The sequence below is a fragment of the Neisseria flavescens genome, from assembly GCF_001618065.1.
In the GTDB taxonomy this organism is placed as follows: domain Bacteria; phylum Pseudomonadota; class Gammaproteobacteria; order Burkholderiales; family Neisseriaceae; genus Neisseria; species Neisseria flavescens_A.
In genome coordinates, this window is the sequence record NZ_LAEI01000046.1 from 21,128 (window position 1) to 38,763 (window position 17,636).

General features: G+C 48.6%; 17 protein-coding genes. 1 reads left to right on the forward strand and 16 read right to left on the reverse strand.

The features are described 5' to 3' along the window. Positions 1-53: 53 nt before the first annotated feature. The 7 genes from bamA to frr form a co-directional block, all read right to left on the reverse strand. Positions 54-2,456 carry an outer membrane protein assembly factor BamA gene (gene bamA / locus TW89_RS07680; RefSeq protein ID WP_128581064.1) on the reverse strand — a complete coding sequence of 801 codons (2,403 nt, stop codon included), beginning with the start codon at positions 2,454-2,456 and terminating at the stop codon, positions 54-56. A gap of 3 nt (positions 2,457-2,459) precedes the next feature. Then, positions 2,460-3,800: an RIP metalloprotease RseP gene (rseP, locus tag TW89_RS07685; protein ID WP_128581065.1), complete on the reverse strand. Its 1,341-nt coding sequence runs from the start codon at positions 3,798-3,800 to the stop codon at positions 2,460-2,462. A 131-nt stretch (positions 3,801-3,931) separates the two neighbouring features. Continuing rightward, positions 3,932-5,113: a 1-deoxy-D-xylulose-5-phosphate reductoisomerase gene (ispC, locus tag TW89_RS07690; RefSeq protein WP_128581066.1), complete on the reverse strand. Its 1,182-nt coding sequence runs from the start codon at positions 5,111-5,113 to the stop codon at positions 3,932-3,934. A 117-nt stretch (positions 5,114-5,230) separates the two neighbouring features. Then, positions 5,231-5,980, reverse strand: coding sequence for an SIMPL domain-containing protein (locus TW89_RS07695; protein WP_003747899.1), 750 nt, complete (start codon positions 5,978-5,980; stop codon positions 5,231-5,233). Between the two features lie 33 nt (positions 5,981-6,013). Further along, positions 6,014-6,808 (reverse strand): phosphatidate cytidylyltransferase, encoded by a 795-nt coding sequence (locus tag TW89_RS07700; RefSeq protein ID WP_128581067.1) that lies wholly within the window; start codon positions 6,806-6,808, stop codon positions 6,014-6,016. A 5-nt stretch (positions 6,809-6,813) separates the two neighbouring features. Continuing rightward, a complete protein-coding gene (locus TW89_RS07705) occupies positions 6,814-7,560 on the reverse strand; it encodes an isoprenyl transferase (protein WP_128581068.1) in 747 nt (248 codons plus the stop codon). Between the two features lie 57 nt (positions 7,561-7,617). After that, on the reverse strand, positions 7,618-8,175 hold the full coding sequence (gene frr, locus TW89_RS07710) for a ribosome recycling factor (protein WP_049332978.1): 558 nt from the start codon (positions 8,173-8,175) through the stop codon (positions 7,618-7,620). 531 nt (positions 8,176-8,706) lie between these two features. Here frr and TW89_RS07715 point away from each other — a divergent pair. After that, complete coding sequence (locus TW89_RS07715; protein WP_224783379.1) at positions 8,707-9,312, forward strand: hypothetical protein; 606 nt, start codon at positions 8,707-8,709, stop codon at positions 9,310-9,312. A 150-nt stretch (positions 9,313-9,462) separates the two neighbouring features. Here the strand turns inward: TW89_RS07715 and TW89_RS07720 are convergent, their stop codons facing one another. From TW89_RS07720 to TW89_RS07760, 9 genes are all read right to left on the reverse strand, one after another. Further along, on the reverse strand, positions 9,463-9,762 hold the full coding sequence (locus TW89_RS07720; protein WP_003686671.1) for a DUF2818 family protein: 300 nt from the start codon (positions 9,760-9,762) through the stop codon (positions 9,463-9,465). A 220-nt stretch (positions 9,763-9,982) separates the two neighbouring features. After that, a complete protein-coding gene (nuoN, locus tag TW89_RS07725; protein ID WP_128581069.1) occupies positions 9,983-11,425 on the reverse strand; it encodes an NADH-quinone oxidoreductase subunit NuoN in 1,443 nt (480 codons plus the stop codon). 9 nt (positions 11,426-11,434) lie between these two features. Further along, positions 11,435-12,931, reverse strand: coding sequence for an NADH-quinone oxidoreductase subunit M (locus tag TW89_RS07730; RefSeq protein ID WP_128581070.1), 1,497 nt, complete (start codon positions 12,929-12,931; stop codon positions 11,435-11,437). 178 nt (positions 12,932-13,109) lie between these two features. After that, positions 13,110-13,430 carry a cupin gene (locus TW89_RS07735; RefSeq protein ID WP_070624921.1) on the reverse strand — a complete coding sequence of 107 codons (321 nt, stop codon included), beginning with the start codon at positions 13,428-13,430 and terminating at the stop codon, positions 13,110-13,112. 76 nt (positions 13,431-13,506) lie between these two features. Further along, positions 13,507-13,812 (reverse strand): chorismate mutase, encoded by a 306-nt coding sequence (locus tag TW89_RS07740; protein WP_070624919.1) that lies wholly within the window; start codon positions 13,810-13,812, stop codon positions 13,507-13,509. Between the two features lie 70 nt (positions 13,813-13,882). Next, positions 13,883-15,907, reverse strand: coding sequence for an NADH-quinone oxidoreductase subunit L (gene nuoL / locus TW89_RS07745; RefSeq protein WP_070624917.1), 2,025 nt, complete (start codon positions 15,905-15,907; stop codon positions 13,883-13,885). A 2-nt stretch (positions 15,908-15,909) separates the two neighbouring features. Further along, positions 15,910-16,215: an NADH-quinone oxidoreductase subunit NuoK gene (nuoK, locus tag TW89_RS07750; RefSeq protein ID WP_003747881.1), complete on the reverse strand. Its 306-nt coding sequence runs from the start codon at positions 16,213-16,215 to the stop codon at positions 15,910-15,912. Next, entirely contained in the window at positions 16,212-16,883 is a 672-nt protein-coding gene (locus tag TW89_RS07755) for an NADH-quinone oxidoreductase subunit J (RefSeq protein ID WP_128581071.1), read from the reverse strand. Before TW89_RS07755 ends, nuoK begins: the two co-directional genes overlap by 4 nt. A 35-nt stretch (positions 16,884-16,918) precedes the next feature. Continuing rightward, entirely contained in the window at positions 16,919-17,626 is a 708-nt protein-coding gene (locus TW89_RS07760; RefSeq protein WP_128581072.1) for a hypothetical protein, read from the reverse strand. Positions 17,627-17,636: the final 10 nt, after the last annotated feature.

Here is a 17,636-nt window from a genome sequence, read left to right on the forward strand (position 1 = left end):
GCCATGAGGCCGTCTGAAACGGACAAACCCGGTTTCAGACGGCCTAAACATCATCAGAATGTCGTACCGAGTTGGAATTGGAAGCGTTGGATTTCGTCGCCTTCTTTTTTCTTAATCGGATAAGCATAACTGAACTTCATCGGACCCAACGGAGAGAGCCAAGTCACGGCAGCACCAGCAGAGTAACGCAATTCGTTTTTGAATGTCGATTTGTGCGTTGTGCCTACGCCATACACGTTTTGGAGCGCGCCATTGGTGTAATAAGAATTGCTGCTGCTGTCGTTGTAGGTTTTGTCATCCCACACACTGCCCGCATCGGCAAACAGGCTCAGACGGACGGTACGCGAGTCTTTAATGCCCGGCATCGGGAAGAGCAACTCTGCGGAAACGTTGGCTTTTTTGTTACCGCCGTAGCTGATTTTCTCGCCGTATTCGTCATAAACTTTCGGGCCCAGCGTACCGCTTTCAAAGCCGCGAACAGAACCTAAGCCGCCGCCGTAGAAGTTTTCAAAGAACGGCATGGTTTTGGTTTTGCCGTAGCCGTTGCCATAACCGACTTCGCCACCCAGCATCAGCGTGAAATCTTTGCTCAATGGGAAGAACCAAGTTTGGTTGTGGGTCAGGGTGTAGTATTGCAGGTCGCTGCCCGGCAAGGCGATTTCGCCGTTTACGCCGGTCAGGTAACCACGGGTCGGCCACAAGGCATTGTCGGTTTTGTTGCGGCCCCAGCCGATGGTACCTTTGTACAACCAGCCTTTGAAGTTACCCACGCCGTTGCCGTCGCCCTTACCGTATTGATTGATAAAGTCGGCATAGCGTTTAGGCGCGCCTTTGTAGGTATTAACGGTCAGACGCTCTGCGGCCAAACCGAAGTTCACACGGTCATATTCGGTAACTGGAATACCGATACGCAAACCGCCGCCGAAAGTTGTGGTTTTATATTGTTTCGCGCTGGAAGAAGCTTTACGCGGGTCGTAAGTCTTACCATAAAGGTCGTAGCCCAAGCTTACGCCGTCAGGTGTGAAGTATGGGTCGGTAAACGACAATGAGCCGTTTACTGTGGTTTTACTGCGGGAAGCGCGCAGGGCAACGGATTTACCCGTACCGAACAGGTTGTCTTGAGCCACACCGGCAGACATCACTAAACCGGTATCCTGAACCCAACCTGCGCTCAAGTCGAGCGAGCCGGTAGAACGTTCGGTCAGGCTCATGTTCAGGTCGACTTGGTCAGGCGTATTGGCCACAGGAACCGCATCAAATTGAACGTTGTCGAAATAGCCCAACAACTCAACGCGCTCTTTAGAACGTTGCAGTTTGGCAGAATCGTAAGGCGCCGATTCCATTTGGCGCAACTCGCGGCGGATGACTTCGTCACGAGTTTTGTTGTTGCCGGTAATGTTGATTTCGTTCACATAGATTTTGCGGCCCGGTTGAACGGTCAACACAAAATCAACGGTATGCGTTTCGGCATTGGGAATCGGTTGGACATTGATTTCGCTGAATGCGTAACCTGCCTGACCCATGCGGTTTTGGATGGCTTCGAGCGAATTGGACATTTGCGCGCGCTCGTACCATTTGCCTGGCTTCATGGTCAGCAGTTTTTCCAAATCTTCTTTCGGTACTTCCAGCGTATCGCCTTCGATGCGTACATTGCCCCAGCGGAAGCGGTCGCCTTCGCTGACAGTTACTTTAATGGTTTGCTTGGTTTTGTCTTCGTTGGTTTGGATATCGGTATCCAAAATACGGAAGTTGAAGTAGCCGTTGTTTTGGTAATAATTGGTGATTTTTTCCATGTCCTGAGCAAATTTTTGCTCATTGAACTGGTTGCTCTTGGTGATCCAAGTCCACATGCCGCCTTCGCTCAGGGACATTTGTTTCAGCAGGCGGCGGTCGGAATAAACTTCGTTGCCTTCAAATGAAATATCAGTAATCTTGGTAGATTTGCCCTCTTCGATGGCAATATCGATAGATACGCGGTTACGGGCGAGTTTGGTAACGGTCGGCGTGATTTGGACAGACTGTTTGCCACGGCTCAAATACTCTTCTTTCAAACCGGCAACGGCTTGGTTCAGCGTTGCTTGGTTGAAGTATTGGGATTGCGCCAAACCGAAGGCTTCAAGGTTTTTCTTGATGGCATCGTTTTGCAGCATTTTTGCGCCGGTAATATTGAGCGAGCTAATGGTCGGACGTTCAATCACAGTCAACAGGACTTGATTGTCCATGGTTTCGACACGTACGTCGTCAAAGAAACCGGTTGCGTAGAGTTTTTTGATGATTTCTTCACTGCGCGCATCATTGAAATTATCACCGACTTTAATGGGCAGGTAATTGAAGACGGTACTCGGCTCGGTGCGCTGCAGGCCTTCGACGCGGATGTCCTGAATGGTAAAGTCAGCCAATGCCAGTGGAGACAGGCTCAATACCATTAAAGCGGAAGCAATCTGGTTCAGTTTCATAAATTATCCAAACAAACGGTTGATGTCATTAAAGAAAGCCACAGCCATCATCAAAAGCATGGCTGCCAGTCCGAAGCGCAGGCCAACTGCCTGTATGCGCTCGCTCAAAGGCTTTCCGCGTATCCATTCGGCGGTATAGAAAACCAAATGTCCGCCGTCTAAAACGGGTATGGGCAAAAGGTTCAACACGCCTAAGCTGATGCTGACCAAGGCCAGAAATTCAAGATAGCTCTGCAATCCATGTTTTGCGGATTGTCCGGCGACATCGGCAATGGTCAGGGGGCCGGAAATATGGTTCAAAGAGGCATTGCCCGTAACCAGTTTTCCGAAAAATTTGAGTGTCGTCCACGAATAGTTGACGGTTTTGTTCCAACCCAATTCAAAGGCTTGGGCAACGGAAGGCGTATAACGGTAGCGGATGGTCTTATCCCACTCTTTATCCGCCTGAGCAGCAAGCCCTGCTCTACCCACCAGCACGCCTGCCGACTGCTCGACGCTGTCCGGCCGGATAGCGGTCGCCAGTATTTTACCGTCGCGATCGTAAGTCAGCTCGATTCGTTTGCCGGGGCTGGCGCGGAAGAGTTCCGTCCATGCTTGCCAGCTTTCGATGGGCTTCCCATCGGCGGTCAGCAGTTTGTCGTTTTCCTTCAAACCTGCTTTTTCGGCGGGACTATTGGCCAAGACTTTGCCGATGCGGTTAGTAATTCTAAAAGGCAAAAGGCCGATGTTGCCTTGGTTTTTCGCAACTTTACCTGCTTCAGGCGTGCCGGCGGCATCAATTATGCGGATGGCTTGGGTATTTGAGGCCGTCTGAACAGCGACTTTTACAGGACCGGCTTCAAGGTTCAACACCATCTCGGTTTGCGCATCGCTCCAGTCTTTAACGGCGATTCCGTTGACCGATACAATCTTATCGCCCGCCTGAAAACCTGCTTTGGCGGCAATACTGGTAGGCTCGACCATTCCGACATAAGGGCGCAACTCGGTTACGCCGAAGGAAAAGCTCAAACCATAAAGCAAAACGGCCAAAATCAAATTGGTCAAAGGACCGGCGGCGACAATGGCGATGCGCTTGGCCGGATGCTGCTTGTCAAAAGCGTAGGGCAAATCTGCTTCCGCCACCTCTCCTTCGCGCGTATCGACCATTTTAACGTAACCACCCAGCGGAATCGGGGCAAGACACCACTCGGTATCGCCGCGTTTTCGGGTAAAAAAGGGCTTACCGAAGCCAACGGAAAAGCGCACGACTTTAACGCCGCACCAGCGGGCAACAATATAGTGTCCGAACTCATGCAGGCTGACCAAAATCAGAATGGCGACGATAAAGGCTAAAAAGGTTTGCAAAAAAATCCCCTGTATGAAATGTGATAATCAACGGATAAGACCGTCTGAAAACCGATTATAAAGGCAGTTGTTCCATTTTGTCTGCCTAAATGCCAAGCGGTTGACGTTTCAGACGGCCTGTCATTGAAGCCTTATTGTTTGCCGATAAAGGCTTCTGCCTGCCTGCGTGTTTGCGCGTCTTGCGCCAGCAGGCCTTCGATATCGTGACGGCCGTCTGAAAAATCTTGGGCAAGGCAGTGGGCAACGACTTTGGCAATATCGGTAAACTTGATGCGTTTATCTAAAAAAGCGGCCACGGCAACTTCGTTGGCGGCGTTCAATACGCAAGGTGCGGCGCCGCCTGCATTCATGGCCTGATAGGCAAGTTTCAAACATGGGAAACGGTCAAAGTCAGGCTTTTGGAAGGTCAATGCGGACAATGCGCCGAAATCCAGCTCGCCCACGCCGGAATCGATACGTTCGGGCAGGCCCAAACAATAAGCAATCGGCGTACGCATATCGGGATTACCCAACTGCGCCAATACCGAACCATCGCGATAACGCACCATGCTGTGTATCACAGATTGCGGATGGATGACGACTTCCAGTTTTTCCGGCGGACAGTTAAACAGCCAATGCGCCTCAATCAATTCCAAGCCCTTATTCATCATTGACGCGGAATCGACGGAAATTTTGCGCCCCATGCTCCAATTCGGATGCTTGACCGCCTGCTCGGGCGTAATGTTGTCAAATGTGCTTAAATCTGTATTAAGGAAGGGTCCGCCCGATGCGGTCAGGATAATCGAATTGATACCGTGCTCATTCAGACGGCCTGTGTAATCCCTTGGCAATACTTGGAAAATGGCGTTGTGTTCGCTGTCAATCGGCAAGACGGTGGCGCCGTTTTGACGGGCGGTTTCCATAAACAATGCGCCGGAAACCACCAGTGTTTCTTTGTTTGCCAGATAAATGGTTTTGCCTTTTTGAGCGGCGGCCAAAGCCGAGGGCAAACCGGCCGCGCCGACAATGGCACACATCACGCCGCTGACTTCATCGGCAGAAGCGACATCAATCAGGGCTTGAGAACCATATAAAACCTGCGTATCGATGCCTTCTTGTTTGAGTTTCTTTTCCAGCTCGGCCGCATGGCCGGCATCGCCGACAACGGCATATTCCGGACGAAACTGTTTGCATTGTGCCGCCAGCTTGTCCACCTGCCTATGCCCTGCCAGTGCGAACACGCGGAATTTTTCGGGATGGCGGGAAACAACGTCTAAAGTGCTTTCGCCTATGCTGCCGGTACTGCCTAATATGGTCAGAACTTGTTGTGTCATGGTGTGTTCTTTGTGTGCTGTGCAAACGGTATTCATTGTGTTTGAAATAAATTTCTTTGCCGTTTCCAATTTTCAGACGGCCTTTTGCCTCCCAGCTGAAAAGGCCGTCTGAAAGAATTACTCAATGCCGTATTCGATGGTAACAACCAGTCGGACTTGTTTGCCGACGGTGCTTTTATCGTAAGAACCGCCGTACTCGTCGTCCTCGCTACTGCCGGTGTCGGCATAGATGTTGAACGAGCCTTGCGAAGCAGAACGCATGGCACCCACTTTGCCGCCGCCGGTTTTGGCAAATTCGGCCGCGCGTTTCTGCGCATCCTCAGTCGCCTGCGTAATCAAATCGCGTTTGATGGTTTCCAAATTGCCCAACAAATATTGCGGATTGTCGAAGCGGATAAATTCGTTTTGCGCACGGAAATTCAAAATGGCACGCTGGGCGGCTTGGATTTTGTCCAATTTTTTGGTGTTGACCACAATATTGAGGTCGCCATCGTAGCCGTTGGGCGTACGGGTTACGTTGCCCAGTTCGTCTCGGGTTTCATTGAAAACGCGCGACACTTCAGGCAGGCCCACTTTCATTTCAGCCGCCGTAAAGCCTTGCTCGCCCAAAAATTTAGACAGCTTCTTGCGTCTTGCCGTCAGCAAATCCAAAACTTCCTGATAGCTCTCGCCGTGCGCGTTCACGCCCGTATTCCACGTCGCGCTGTCGGATTGGAAGTTTTTCTCTGCCAAACCTTTTACAGTAATCGTCCCCGGCTGGCGCAGATTCTTAAACTGCACGCCCAAAATAAACGCCGCAGCCATCAATCCCAGTGCCAACAATACGCCCAAGATCGATAAAGATGAAATCTGTTTTTGTTCGGACACAATCAGCTCCCCTAACCATGTGAGACAGGCGGTTTAAAACAAATATACAAAGGCGGCATAAATGCTGATAACGGCAATCAGGCTGTCCACACGGTCGAACACACCGCCGTGTCCCGGCAACAAATTGCTGCTGTCTTTGATACCGGCCGCACGTTTGAGCCAGCTTTCCAGTAAATCGCCGCACACGCTGACAACGGTCAGAATCAAGCCGATCAAAATAGTTTTTAACCAACCGGCTTCAAAAGCCAGCCAACCGGCTTTCCATACGATGGTCATGTACACAGCAACGCACAATGCGCCGCCAATCGCACCTTCCCAGCTTTTACCCGGGCTGATGGTCGGCGCAATTTTGCGCTTGCCAAACGATTTGCCGCAGAAATATGCACCAATATCGGCCACCCACACCAAACCCATAATCGCCAATAAAGACAGCGCGTCTTCCGGCTGAGGGCGCAGGTAAACCAGTGCAAACCAAAACGGCATCACCAACAACCAACCGACCGTGTAAGCCTGCCAGCCGCCGTTTAACTTCCATTTCGCTTTCAGCCACCAAGGCATGACAATCAGCCAAAACCCCAATACGACATACCAAACCAAATCAGGCAACTGCCAACCACCGGCATAGGCAATCACGCCAAACACCAGCGTTGAAGACAAATAATGATTGATTTTCAACTTATCCAAGCCGCTCATGCGGGCATATTCCCACAAAGTCAGCATGGCAATCAGGCCGCAAAACGCCGCCCACAGCCACATAGGTGCATAAAACAGCATACCCAGCATCAGTGGCAAAAGCCACAGCGCCGTTAAAATCCGTTGTTTCAACATAATTCTCAACCCCGTTGCTGCTCAACCGGCAGCTGTTCGGAAGTCCGCCCGAAGCGGCGTTCCCGTTTTTGGAACGAAACAATCGCTTCATTCAGCGATTTCTCATTAAAATCAGGCCACAGCGTATCCGTAAAATACAATTCCGCATACGCCATCTGCCACAGAAGGAAATTACTGATGCGCGTCTCGCCACCGGTTCGGATAAACAAATCCGGCTCGGGTGCATCGCCCAACATCAAATAGCGCGACAACGCCTCTTCCGTAATCTCAGTGACTCCCTCGGCAATCAACTGATTTGCCGCCTGCAAAATATCCCAGCGGCCGCCATAATCGGCGGCAATGCTCAAAGTTAAGCCGGTATTGTTTGCCGTTAACGCCTCTGCCGCCTCAATCCCCTTCAGGATTTCAGCATTAAACCGCTCGCGGCTGCCGATAACTTTCAAGCGCATATTGTTATCGTGCAAACGGCGCACCTGCTTTTGCAAAGCCTGCAAAAACAGCCCCATCAGAAAAGAAACCTCTTCCTCGGGGCGTCGCCAGTTTTCAGTCGAAAAAGCAAACACGGTCAAATACCGCACACCCAGCTCAGCACAATGCTTCACCATGTTCTCCAGCGCATCCAAGCCGCGCTTATGCCCCATCACACGGGGAAGAAAACGCTTCTTTGCCCAACGTCCGTTGCCGTCCATAATCACGGCAATATGTCGGGGGATGGCAGAGTGTTCCAAAATCGTCTGCGTACTGCTTTTCATGTCTGCCTTTCAGGGAGCAAACCGTCCAAAGGCCGTCTGAACGGTTTGCACACAGGATTAAATCGCCATCAAATCTTCTTCTTTGGCCGCCAAGAGCTTGTCTGCCTCAGCAATGTATTTGTCGGTCAACTTCTGAACCGCTTCCTCACCACGGCGGGCTTCATCTTCAGAAATTTCTTTGTCTTTCAACAATTTTTTGATGTGGTCGTTTGCATCACGGCGCACATTGCGGATAGACACACGGCCCTCTTCCGCCTCACCGCGCACTACTTTGATCAAATCTTTACGACGTTCCTCAGTCAGCATAGGCATAGGGACACGGATCAAATCGCCGACAGAAGCAGGGTTCAGACCCAAGTTGGAATCACGGATTGCTTTCTCGACTTTTGAAGCCATATTGCTTTCAAAAGGTTTCACACCAATCGTACGCGCATCCAAAAGCGTCACGTTCGCCACTTGGCTCACAGGCACCATGCTGCCCCAGTATTCCACTTCCACTTGGTCAAGCAGGCCGGTATGCGCACGGCCGGTACGCACTTTAGCCAAATTGTCTTTCAATACTTCCAGAGAACGCTGCATTTTGCCTTCAGCTGTCTTTTGAATATCATTAATCATCTTATACTTTCAATTTCATAGGAATAAAACAGGATTAACCGAGAATAGTACCGTTAAACCGCCCCCACGACAAGGCTTTACGCCCCAACAGCCTTGTTTTCTAAACGATATTTAACATCGAACAAAATAAAGGCCGTCTGAAAATCTTTCAGACGGCCTTTATTGTTTCAAGCAACTACATCAACTCGGCCTTTTGGCTTAATTTATTTACCAACTGACCCAAACTGAAATCTCCCTATCATTTTCAATCGAAATCTAATCTTAATAACTCAAAAGCTCACAGTTGTACTCTTGGTAATTAAAGTTAACTTGCCCTCGACATCTACCATCACTATCGGAAACCTTCTCTCTAAAGTAATGAAGTTCGCAAGGTAGATCCAATATAACAACCTGCCTTCCCATGCAAATTTTCACATTTAGTTTGCAAAATTTGTATAAAAACTGTATTACGTTATAATTGGTTTTATTCGAATACGTTATTTAATTCACCTGAAAACAAACAGATAAATGCAAATTAACTGGAGAATATCTATGAACAAATTACTCATCCTATGCTCAGCATTAGCGCTTTCTGCCTGTGTTGTACCACATCCCTATACTTCAACCGAATATCAAAAATATAAACAAAGTGATTTGAAAGTACCAAATCAACCTTATCCTATACGTTTAGAGGGAGAGTTCGAGCGTAATGGTAAGTCTTTCCCTAAAGTAAATCCGGCTCTAACAAAAGCTGCCAAAATTGCACTAAATGGAACAAAGATTGTAACAGTAGACCCGCAAGCCCAAAACAGCCTGAAAATCCATGCCAACAATATCGCCAATATTGGTGGTGCAGTAGGTAACGGTATAAAAACAGGTCTGACTTTCGGATTAGCAGGCAGTACAGTTCAGGATTACTATCAATTCTACTGTAGCTACTCAGATGGCAAAAAAGAATTAAACCGTTCCGAATTTAATCACGCTATTGTGACTACTATTGGTTTAACCTCCACACCAAAAGAGCTGACTCCCCATAGTAATCTGGATCAGGCATTTATCTCTGTAACTAAAGATATTGTTGTTAATTGCTTAGGTGACTTGCAAAACAAAGGTTTCTTGTTACCAGAAACAGCCAATACCCATACCGGCAGTAACTGAAATTTCTGAAGATGTTGCCAAAGCTGTCATTATGAAACTGAATATGGCAACTCCAGGTCAATGTTCCAAAGCTCATCCCTAAAACAATCCTTACTTGATATAAAAAGGCCGTCTGAAAATCTTTCAGACGGCCTTTTCCTTATTCAAATCCTACTCTCTATTCCGCTCATTCCAAAAGTAACGCCATACGAAGCATGGGAAGGCAAAAATCAGGTAGAGGCAGACAACTGTCGCGTAAAACTCCCAATCTTGGGCATGTACGGCTCCTGCGCGTGATTCGAGAATATAGGCGAGGATCGCAGTAAGCAGGAAACCTGCCAGCAATTCGATCAAGTGATGGCCGATGTGTTTGCGTTTCAGGGCGATGATGCCGAAGAATTTGGTGGTAATAAATGGTGCGTTGGCAAAGATAAGTGCCAACAGCAAAAGAATGTACATGGATGCGGTCATGGTGGTCTTTCTGTTTTCAGACGGCCTGTGTGTGATTTTAACATATTAAATGGGCATTCTTGCCCATCATTATCCGTGGAATATTCAATCTCTTGATGATACCCGCTTCATGATTATTCAAAGGCTTGAGGCCGTCTGAACTTTGGGTATATTTCATCCGAATGAGAATCCTAACAAAAACGGCGACTTTGGAACAGCCGCCGTTGGTTTTGTTTGAAGCTTACAGGGTATTTATCAATGCTTTGGCACACCAGTCGATAACGGTTTGCGGCATGATACCCCACAGGAGCAACAGGAAGGCATTGACCGTCAGGACAAATTTGGCGGCATAGTTGCTGCCGACCGGCTGGTCATGGTCAGGAGCATCGAAGTAGATAACTTTGACCACGCGCAGGTAGTAGAACGCACCAATCAGCGACATGATGACGGCAAACACTGACAACCAAACATAGCCTTGTTTCAAGAGCGCCATAATCACGCCGAACTTGGCGTAAAAGCCCATCAGCGGCGGAATACCTGCCATGGAGAACATAGACAGCAACATCAGGAAGGCAAACCATGCATGGCGTTGGTTAAGGCCTGCGAGGTCTTTGATGTTTTCACATTCAATGTCTTTGGTGGACAATACCATCAAAACGCCGAAGCTGACTGCCGCCATCAAAGCATAGGTAATGGCGTAATACAAACCTGCAGTAAAGCCGACTGCGCCTGCCATAAACGCCAACAGGATAAAACCCATGTGCGATACGGTAGAATAGGCAAGCATACGTTTGATATTGGTTTGCATGATGGCAGCAAGGTTACCGACCACCAAAGAAGCAACAGCAAGAATGGCCAACATCGGCGCCCAGTCTGAATGTATGGTACCCATACCGGTAACAAGGATACGGAACGCAAAGACAACAGCGGCAATTTTCGGAGCTGTACCCACAAAGGCGGTAACAGAGGTCGGCGCGCCATCGTACACATCGGGTACCCACATATGGAATGGAACCGCACCCAATTTAAATGCAATGGCGACCACAATAAACACCATACCCAATTTCAACAACCATTCATTAGCCTGCTCATTGAAAGCAGAAGCCAAGACGGAAGCAAAATCAAGGGAGCCAGTGGCACCGTAAACCATGGAAATACCATAGAGCAGCAAGCCGGAGGCCAACGCGCCCAATACGAAGTATTTCAGCGCGGCCTCGGCAGAGCGGCCGGAATCGCGGCGCAGGGCAATCATGGCGTACAGCGACAAAGACAATAATTCCAAACCGATATACGCAGTCAAGAAATGTGCCGAACTGACCATGACGCTCATACCCAACAGGGCAAACAGCGACAGGGTGTAAAACTCGCCTTTAAAGATTTGGCGGTCTTGGTTGTACGGTTTACTGTAAATAAACAGACCAAACGTCAGCGCATACAGCACCAGTTTTGCCAAACGGGACATGCCGTCTGCAATATACATACCGTGAAAGGCATCGACACTGCCCTGCTCCCATACTGCCAATTGGGTGACGGCCACGATAATGACCGTTCCCAAACTCATCAGATGGGTCAAATAGCGGTTTTTATCGCAAATCCACAAGTCTGCCAGCAATACGACACCCAATAGCGCAAGCAGCACGATTTCGGGCATGGCGGGCATTAAATTCAAATCAGACCAGTTCATTTACACACCTCAAATCTTGCTTTGTGCCACATGGGCAATCAAATCGTTTGCCGCTTGATGCACCACTTCGATAAACGCTTGCGGATACAGACCCATACCCAAAACAGCAACCGCCAAAATCGCCAAAATCGCAAATTCGCGGCAATTGATGTCTTTCATTTCGGCAACGTGCGGATTGTGGATCGCACCAAAAATAACGCGTTTGTACATCCACAGGGTATAAGACGCACCGTAAATCAAGGTCATGGCAGCCAACGCGCCCACCCAGAAATTCACTTTAACCGCGCCCATAATCACCATAAACTCGCCCACGAAGCCGGAAGTCGCAGGCAAACCGGCATTAGCCATACCGAACAACATCATAAACGCCGCAAACTTAGGCATCACATTGACCACGCCGCCATAATCGGCAATATTGCGGGTATGCAGACGGTCGTACATCACACCGATACACATAAACATCGCGGCAGACACAAAACCGTGGGAAATCATTTGAATGATTGCGCCTTTCAATGCCCAGTCATTCAATTGGCCGTTCACGAACAGGAACATACCCAAAGTGACAAAACCCATGTGGCTGATGGAAGAGTATGCCACCAGTTTTTTCATATCGGTTTGCACCAAAGCCACCATACCGATATAAATCACGGCAATCAGGCTCAATACGATGATTACAGGGGCAAAATAGCGAGCCGCGTCCGGCATAATCGGCAGGATAAAGCGCAAGAAACCATACGCACCCAGTTTCAGCGTAATGGCCGCCAACACCATCGAACCGCCGTTCGGCGCTTCAACGTGGGCATCCGGCAACCAAGTGTGCACGGGGAACATCGGCACTTTTACGGCAAATGACAGGAAGAATGCCACAAACAAAAGCTGTTGTACGCCCAGCGGAATCTGTTTAATGTTTTGGAAATCGACAATAGAGAAGCTGCCTGTTTGATAGTACAGGTAAACCATAGCAACCAGCATCAAGAGCGAACCCATCAGCGTATAGAGGAACAGCTTGACCGACGCATAGACGCGGCGCGGACCGCCCCATACACCGATAATCAGGTACAGCGGAATCAGCATACCCTCGAAGAACACATAAAACAGAATCGCATCCTGCGCGGCAAACGCGCCGTTAATCAAACCCGACATAATCAGGAAAGCGGCCATATACTGCGCCGGACGTTTCTGAATGACTTCCCAACCGGCCAATACCACCAACAGCGTAATAAACGCATTCAAGATGATAAAGAGCACTGAAATACCGTCTACACCCAACTGATAGTTGATTTTCAGAAGCGGAATCCACTCGTGGAACTCGGTAAATTGATAGCCGCTGCTCAAACGGTCGAAACCGGTAAACAGGGGCAGCGTTACCAAGAAACCGGCAAGCGCACCCATGAAAGCAAGCACACGCGCCAGAGGCGCACGGCTGTCTTTACCGGTCGCCAAAACCAGCACACCTGCGGCGATGGGTATCCATATTGCCAAGCTGAGTAGGTAGTTGGAAAACATAGTGGTTAACCTGTGGTTAAAATAAAAAATATAGTTGTATGGGTTGGTTTCCAGACGACATTTCAGGAGGCCGTCTGAAAAAGATTGTGTATTTTGTGTACGGCAAAATCAAGAAAAATGTATATCTGCCGTCATTCTCTTATTCTGTTGCTGTCTCAAACCTTCTTTTCAGACGGCCTCAAACACTGTCCTCTTTCTCAATCACCAAAATCCGCGCTTCGCCGCACGGATGGGCGACGTGTTCCGTGCCGATTCCTGCATAGAAGATATCTCCGCTTTTCAAACGAACGATGTGTTCTTCGCCGTTTTCTCGGTAGTGCATATCAACTTCGCCATCCATCACGGCAAACACTTCCTCGCCGTCGTTGATGTGCCATGTGTAGGGCTGGTTCGTCCAGTGCAGGCGCACGGTGATGCCGTTCATATTGGCGATGTCGAGTGCGCCCCATGCGCGAGAAGCGGTAAATTCGGCGGAACAGATGGTTCGTGTGTCCGACATAGTTTTTTCTCGCCTCTATATTTCAGACGGCCTCTTCCCTATTTTTCTTGTCAAAACCGTTATCCGAAGATTTTGACTACGCTCCGTCGGTACGGTTGGTGTCCATCTCAAGTTTAATGAACGCATCAATCATGCTGCGCCAAACTGCTTCTGCTACTTCGGGCGACAAACCGGCCTTTTCGGCATAAACGCGGCGAGAGGCAATCACTTGAGCCACCCGTTCGGGCGCGGAAACCGCCTGGACATCATTTTTAGGTTTCAGACGACCAGCCTGCCGTACCAATTTCTGCCGGCGGGCGAGTAATTCGATTAATCCCTTATCCAAACCATCGATGGCTTCGCGGACTTCGTCCAGGGTTTGCGGTAATTTGTCTTCAATCATTGTTGCTCAAATTTTCTTTTTCAGACGGCCCTATACACAAACTATAGACAGGCCGTCTGAAATCCCGCTTTTATCGGAACAATCCCCAGAATGTCATGCCGAGCAGTACCAATACGCCGAATACCATAGCGGCGGCATAGGTATAGATGAAGCCGGTTTGGACTTTGCGTACCTGCGCGGCAATCGCGCCGACCAGTTTGGCAGAGCCGTTGACGATGCCGTTGTCGATAATGGCGGTATCGCCGACTTTCCAGAAGAAAGTACCCAATGCACGCGTGCCTTTGGCAAAGACGTTGAAATACAGGGCGTCGAGGTAGTATTTGTTTTCAAACAAAACGTAAACCGGACGGAACGCCTGTGCAATTTTCGCAGGCAGGTGCGGCAGTTTGACGTACAAGAGCCATGCGCTCAATACGCCTGCGATAGCGAGGTAAAGTACGGGCGAATGCAGGCTGTGCGACACCATTGCCAATGCGCCGTGGAACTCTTCCTTCATGATGTGCATGGTCGGATGCGCATCGATATTGACGAAAATCACGTCTTTGAAGAAATCGCCGTAAAGCATAGGCTCGATGGCAACATAGCCGATGATGACGGACGGAATGGCAAGCAAAATCAAAGGCAGGGTAACGACCAGCGGGCTTTCGTGCGGATTGTCGTTTTTGCCCAAGCCGTGATGCTCTTCACCATGATGATCGTCATGATGTTCAGGCAGACTGCGCCATTTTTCTTCGCCGTGGAACACCATAAAGTATTGGCGGAACGCGTAAAATGCGGTAACGAACACGCTGGCGAGGACGGCAAAATAGGCAAAGCCGCTGCCCGGCAGGGTGCTGTATTTCGCTGCTTCGATAATCGAATCTTTGGAATAGAAGCCGGAGAAGAACGGCGTACCGATCAGCGACAAGTTACCGATCAGCATGGTCAGCCAAGTAATCGGCATGTATTTTTTCAGGTTGCCCATATGGCGCATGTCTTGGTCATGGTGCATACCGATAATCGCGCTACCTGCGGCCAAGAACAACAAGGCTTTAAAGAAAGCGTGGGTCATCACATGGAACATTGCTACGGAATAGGCAGACGCACCCAAAGCCACAGTCATATAGCCCAGTTGCGACAGGGTGGAATACGCAACCACACGTTTGATGTCGTTTTGAATCACGCCCAAGAAACCCATAAACAGAGCAGTAATCGCACCGATTACCATGATGACAGATAGCGCAGTGCTGCTCATCTCATAAATCGGCGACATACGCGATACCATGAACAGACCGGCGGTAACCATGGTTGCGGCGTGAATCAATGCAGAAATCGGTGTCGGGCCTTCCATCGAATCAGGCAGCCAAACGTGCAACGGGAACTGCGCCGATTTACCCATCGCACCGACAAACAGGAGCAAACAGGTTACGGTAATCAAAGACCATTCGACACCAGGGAACAGTTGGATAGTGGCCGTCTGAACATTAGGCAGATAAGCGAATACATCTTGATAGCGCAGGCTGCCGCCGAAATAGGCAAGCACCAAGCCGATACCGAGCAAAAAGCCGAAGTCGCCGACACGGTTGATCAAAAAGGCTTTCAGGTTGGCAAATGTTGCGCTTGGACGTTTGAAATAGAAACCGATCAAGAGATACGACACCAAACCCACCGCTTCCCAGCCGAAGAAGAGCTGGATGAAGTTGTTGCTCATAATCAGCATCAACATGCTGAAAGTAAACAAAGAAATATAGCTGAAGAAGCGTTGGTAGCCGACTTTTTCATCGTGCATATAACCGATGGTGTAGATATGCACCATCAACGATACGCCGGTGACCACAACCATCATCATCGCCGTCATTGTATCGACCAAGAAGCCGACGGAAAAATCCAAGCCGCCCATTGTCAGCCAAGTATAGACGTTCTCGTCAAACTTGGCGCGGCTTCCGTCGATAAAGCCCCACAACACATAAGCCGACAGCACGGCAGACACCGCCACGCCGAGTATCGTAACCGTATGCGCGCCGGCACGTCCAATTTTGTTGCCGAACAAACCCGCAATCAGCGAACCTGCCAAAGGTACAAGGGCAATTACCAAATATAAAGTCATATCGTTCATGATTACCCTTTCAACTCATCCAAATCGGCAACGTTGATTGTTTTTCTGTTACGGTACACCAGCACCATAATTGCCAAACCGATGGCGGATTCGGCAGCAGCAACGGTCAGTACGAAAAATACGAAAATCTGTCCGGCAGTATCGCCCAAATATTGGGAGAAAGCGATAAAGTTGAAGTTCACCGCCAAGAGCATCAGCTCGATGGACATCAGCAATACCAGCACGTTTTTGCGGTTCATAAAGATACCCATCGCGCTGATACCGAACAGGAGCGCGCCCAATACCAAATAATGCGTCAAGGTAATCATGCTTTGCCCTCCTCTTTCGGCTTGAGGTCGTCTGAAACTTCGTTTTCTTCGAAAGATTCGACTTGCGGTTTGACCGCTTCCATTTTCACCAGACGCATACGGCCTTGATCGGCGCTTACTTTAACTTGGTCGGCAGGATCCATACGTTTCGGATTAACCGTTTTACGGTGAACCAGCGCAATCGCGGCCACCATACCCAACAGCAGCAATACCGCCGCCAACTCAAACGGCAACAGGTAGTCGGTATAAATACGGCTGCCCAAATCGCGGATATTGTTGTAATCGGCCGGAATGTCTTTCATCAGACCAAATGCGGCCAGGTCGGTTTTCGGGTTGACCAGAATCAGGATCAGGGCAACCGCCAACAATGTGCCGACCACACCGGCAACCGGCGCATGACGCCAGAAACCGGCGCGCATTTCTTCAATGTCGATATTCAACATCATCACGACGAACAGGAACAACACCATCACGGCGCCGACGTAAACCACCACCAGCGTAACGCCCAAAAACTCAGCCTGCATCAGCATCCAAAGCATCGCGCTCACGCAGAAGGTCAGCACCAGATGCAAAGCGGCGTGAACAGGGTTTTTAGCGGTGACGGTTTTGAGCGCGCCATAAAGAATTATCACTGCAAAAATATAAAATAAAATCAGTTGGAAAGTCATAGTCTATGCTTTCTTTATTAATCAAAAATATGGTTTCAAGCAGTCTGAAAATCCTGGTTACGCAAACAATCAAACTTAATCAGTTGATCCATATCCGCACAAATCCACGTTGTCGCAATTTTGAATAACAACATTTCTATGTGATACGGTTTTGCTTGTTTACCATAAACTTGTTTCGCCAAATCTTGTAACAATCCACAATATTGATGAAACGAAACGTCTGGTTTCCGATAATTCGGTTTGATATCAGAAAAATGAAACAATACGTTCATATTTCGGATTTCTAGTTCCCTATTTCTACCTTGTGGCTGAAAAAACAAATCTGCATTTGTAAATTTAAACAACAACCAATTCAACGAAAAAATAGCGCGTGAATCATAAATGGCGAATCGCTCACAATCTATAAAAGAAGCCAATTTAGATAATGATGAAATTTTCAACAAACCACTACTCAATTTTCCCGAATTAAGTTCCGATAAAAATTGACGAATAAGCTGGCTATTTTCAGCAGATTGTTTAAAACTTTTAATCCCACCCCATTCACGAATAATCCAATAATGCGTCTTCAAGCTATCATCATTTTGTAATTTTGGGGATAAATTTTCTTTTAAAAAAATATTTTGTTCAAAATTACTTAATCCACTTGGCAACTCAATCGGACTATTTCTAATTCTAATTTCTTCAAAATTATCTATTGGCTTATGTTCGGCTAAATATTTCAATGCATTAATCAGTCCTTCCATATTTAAAACC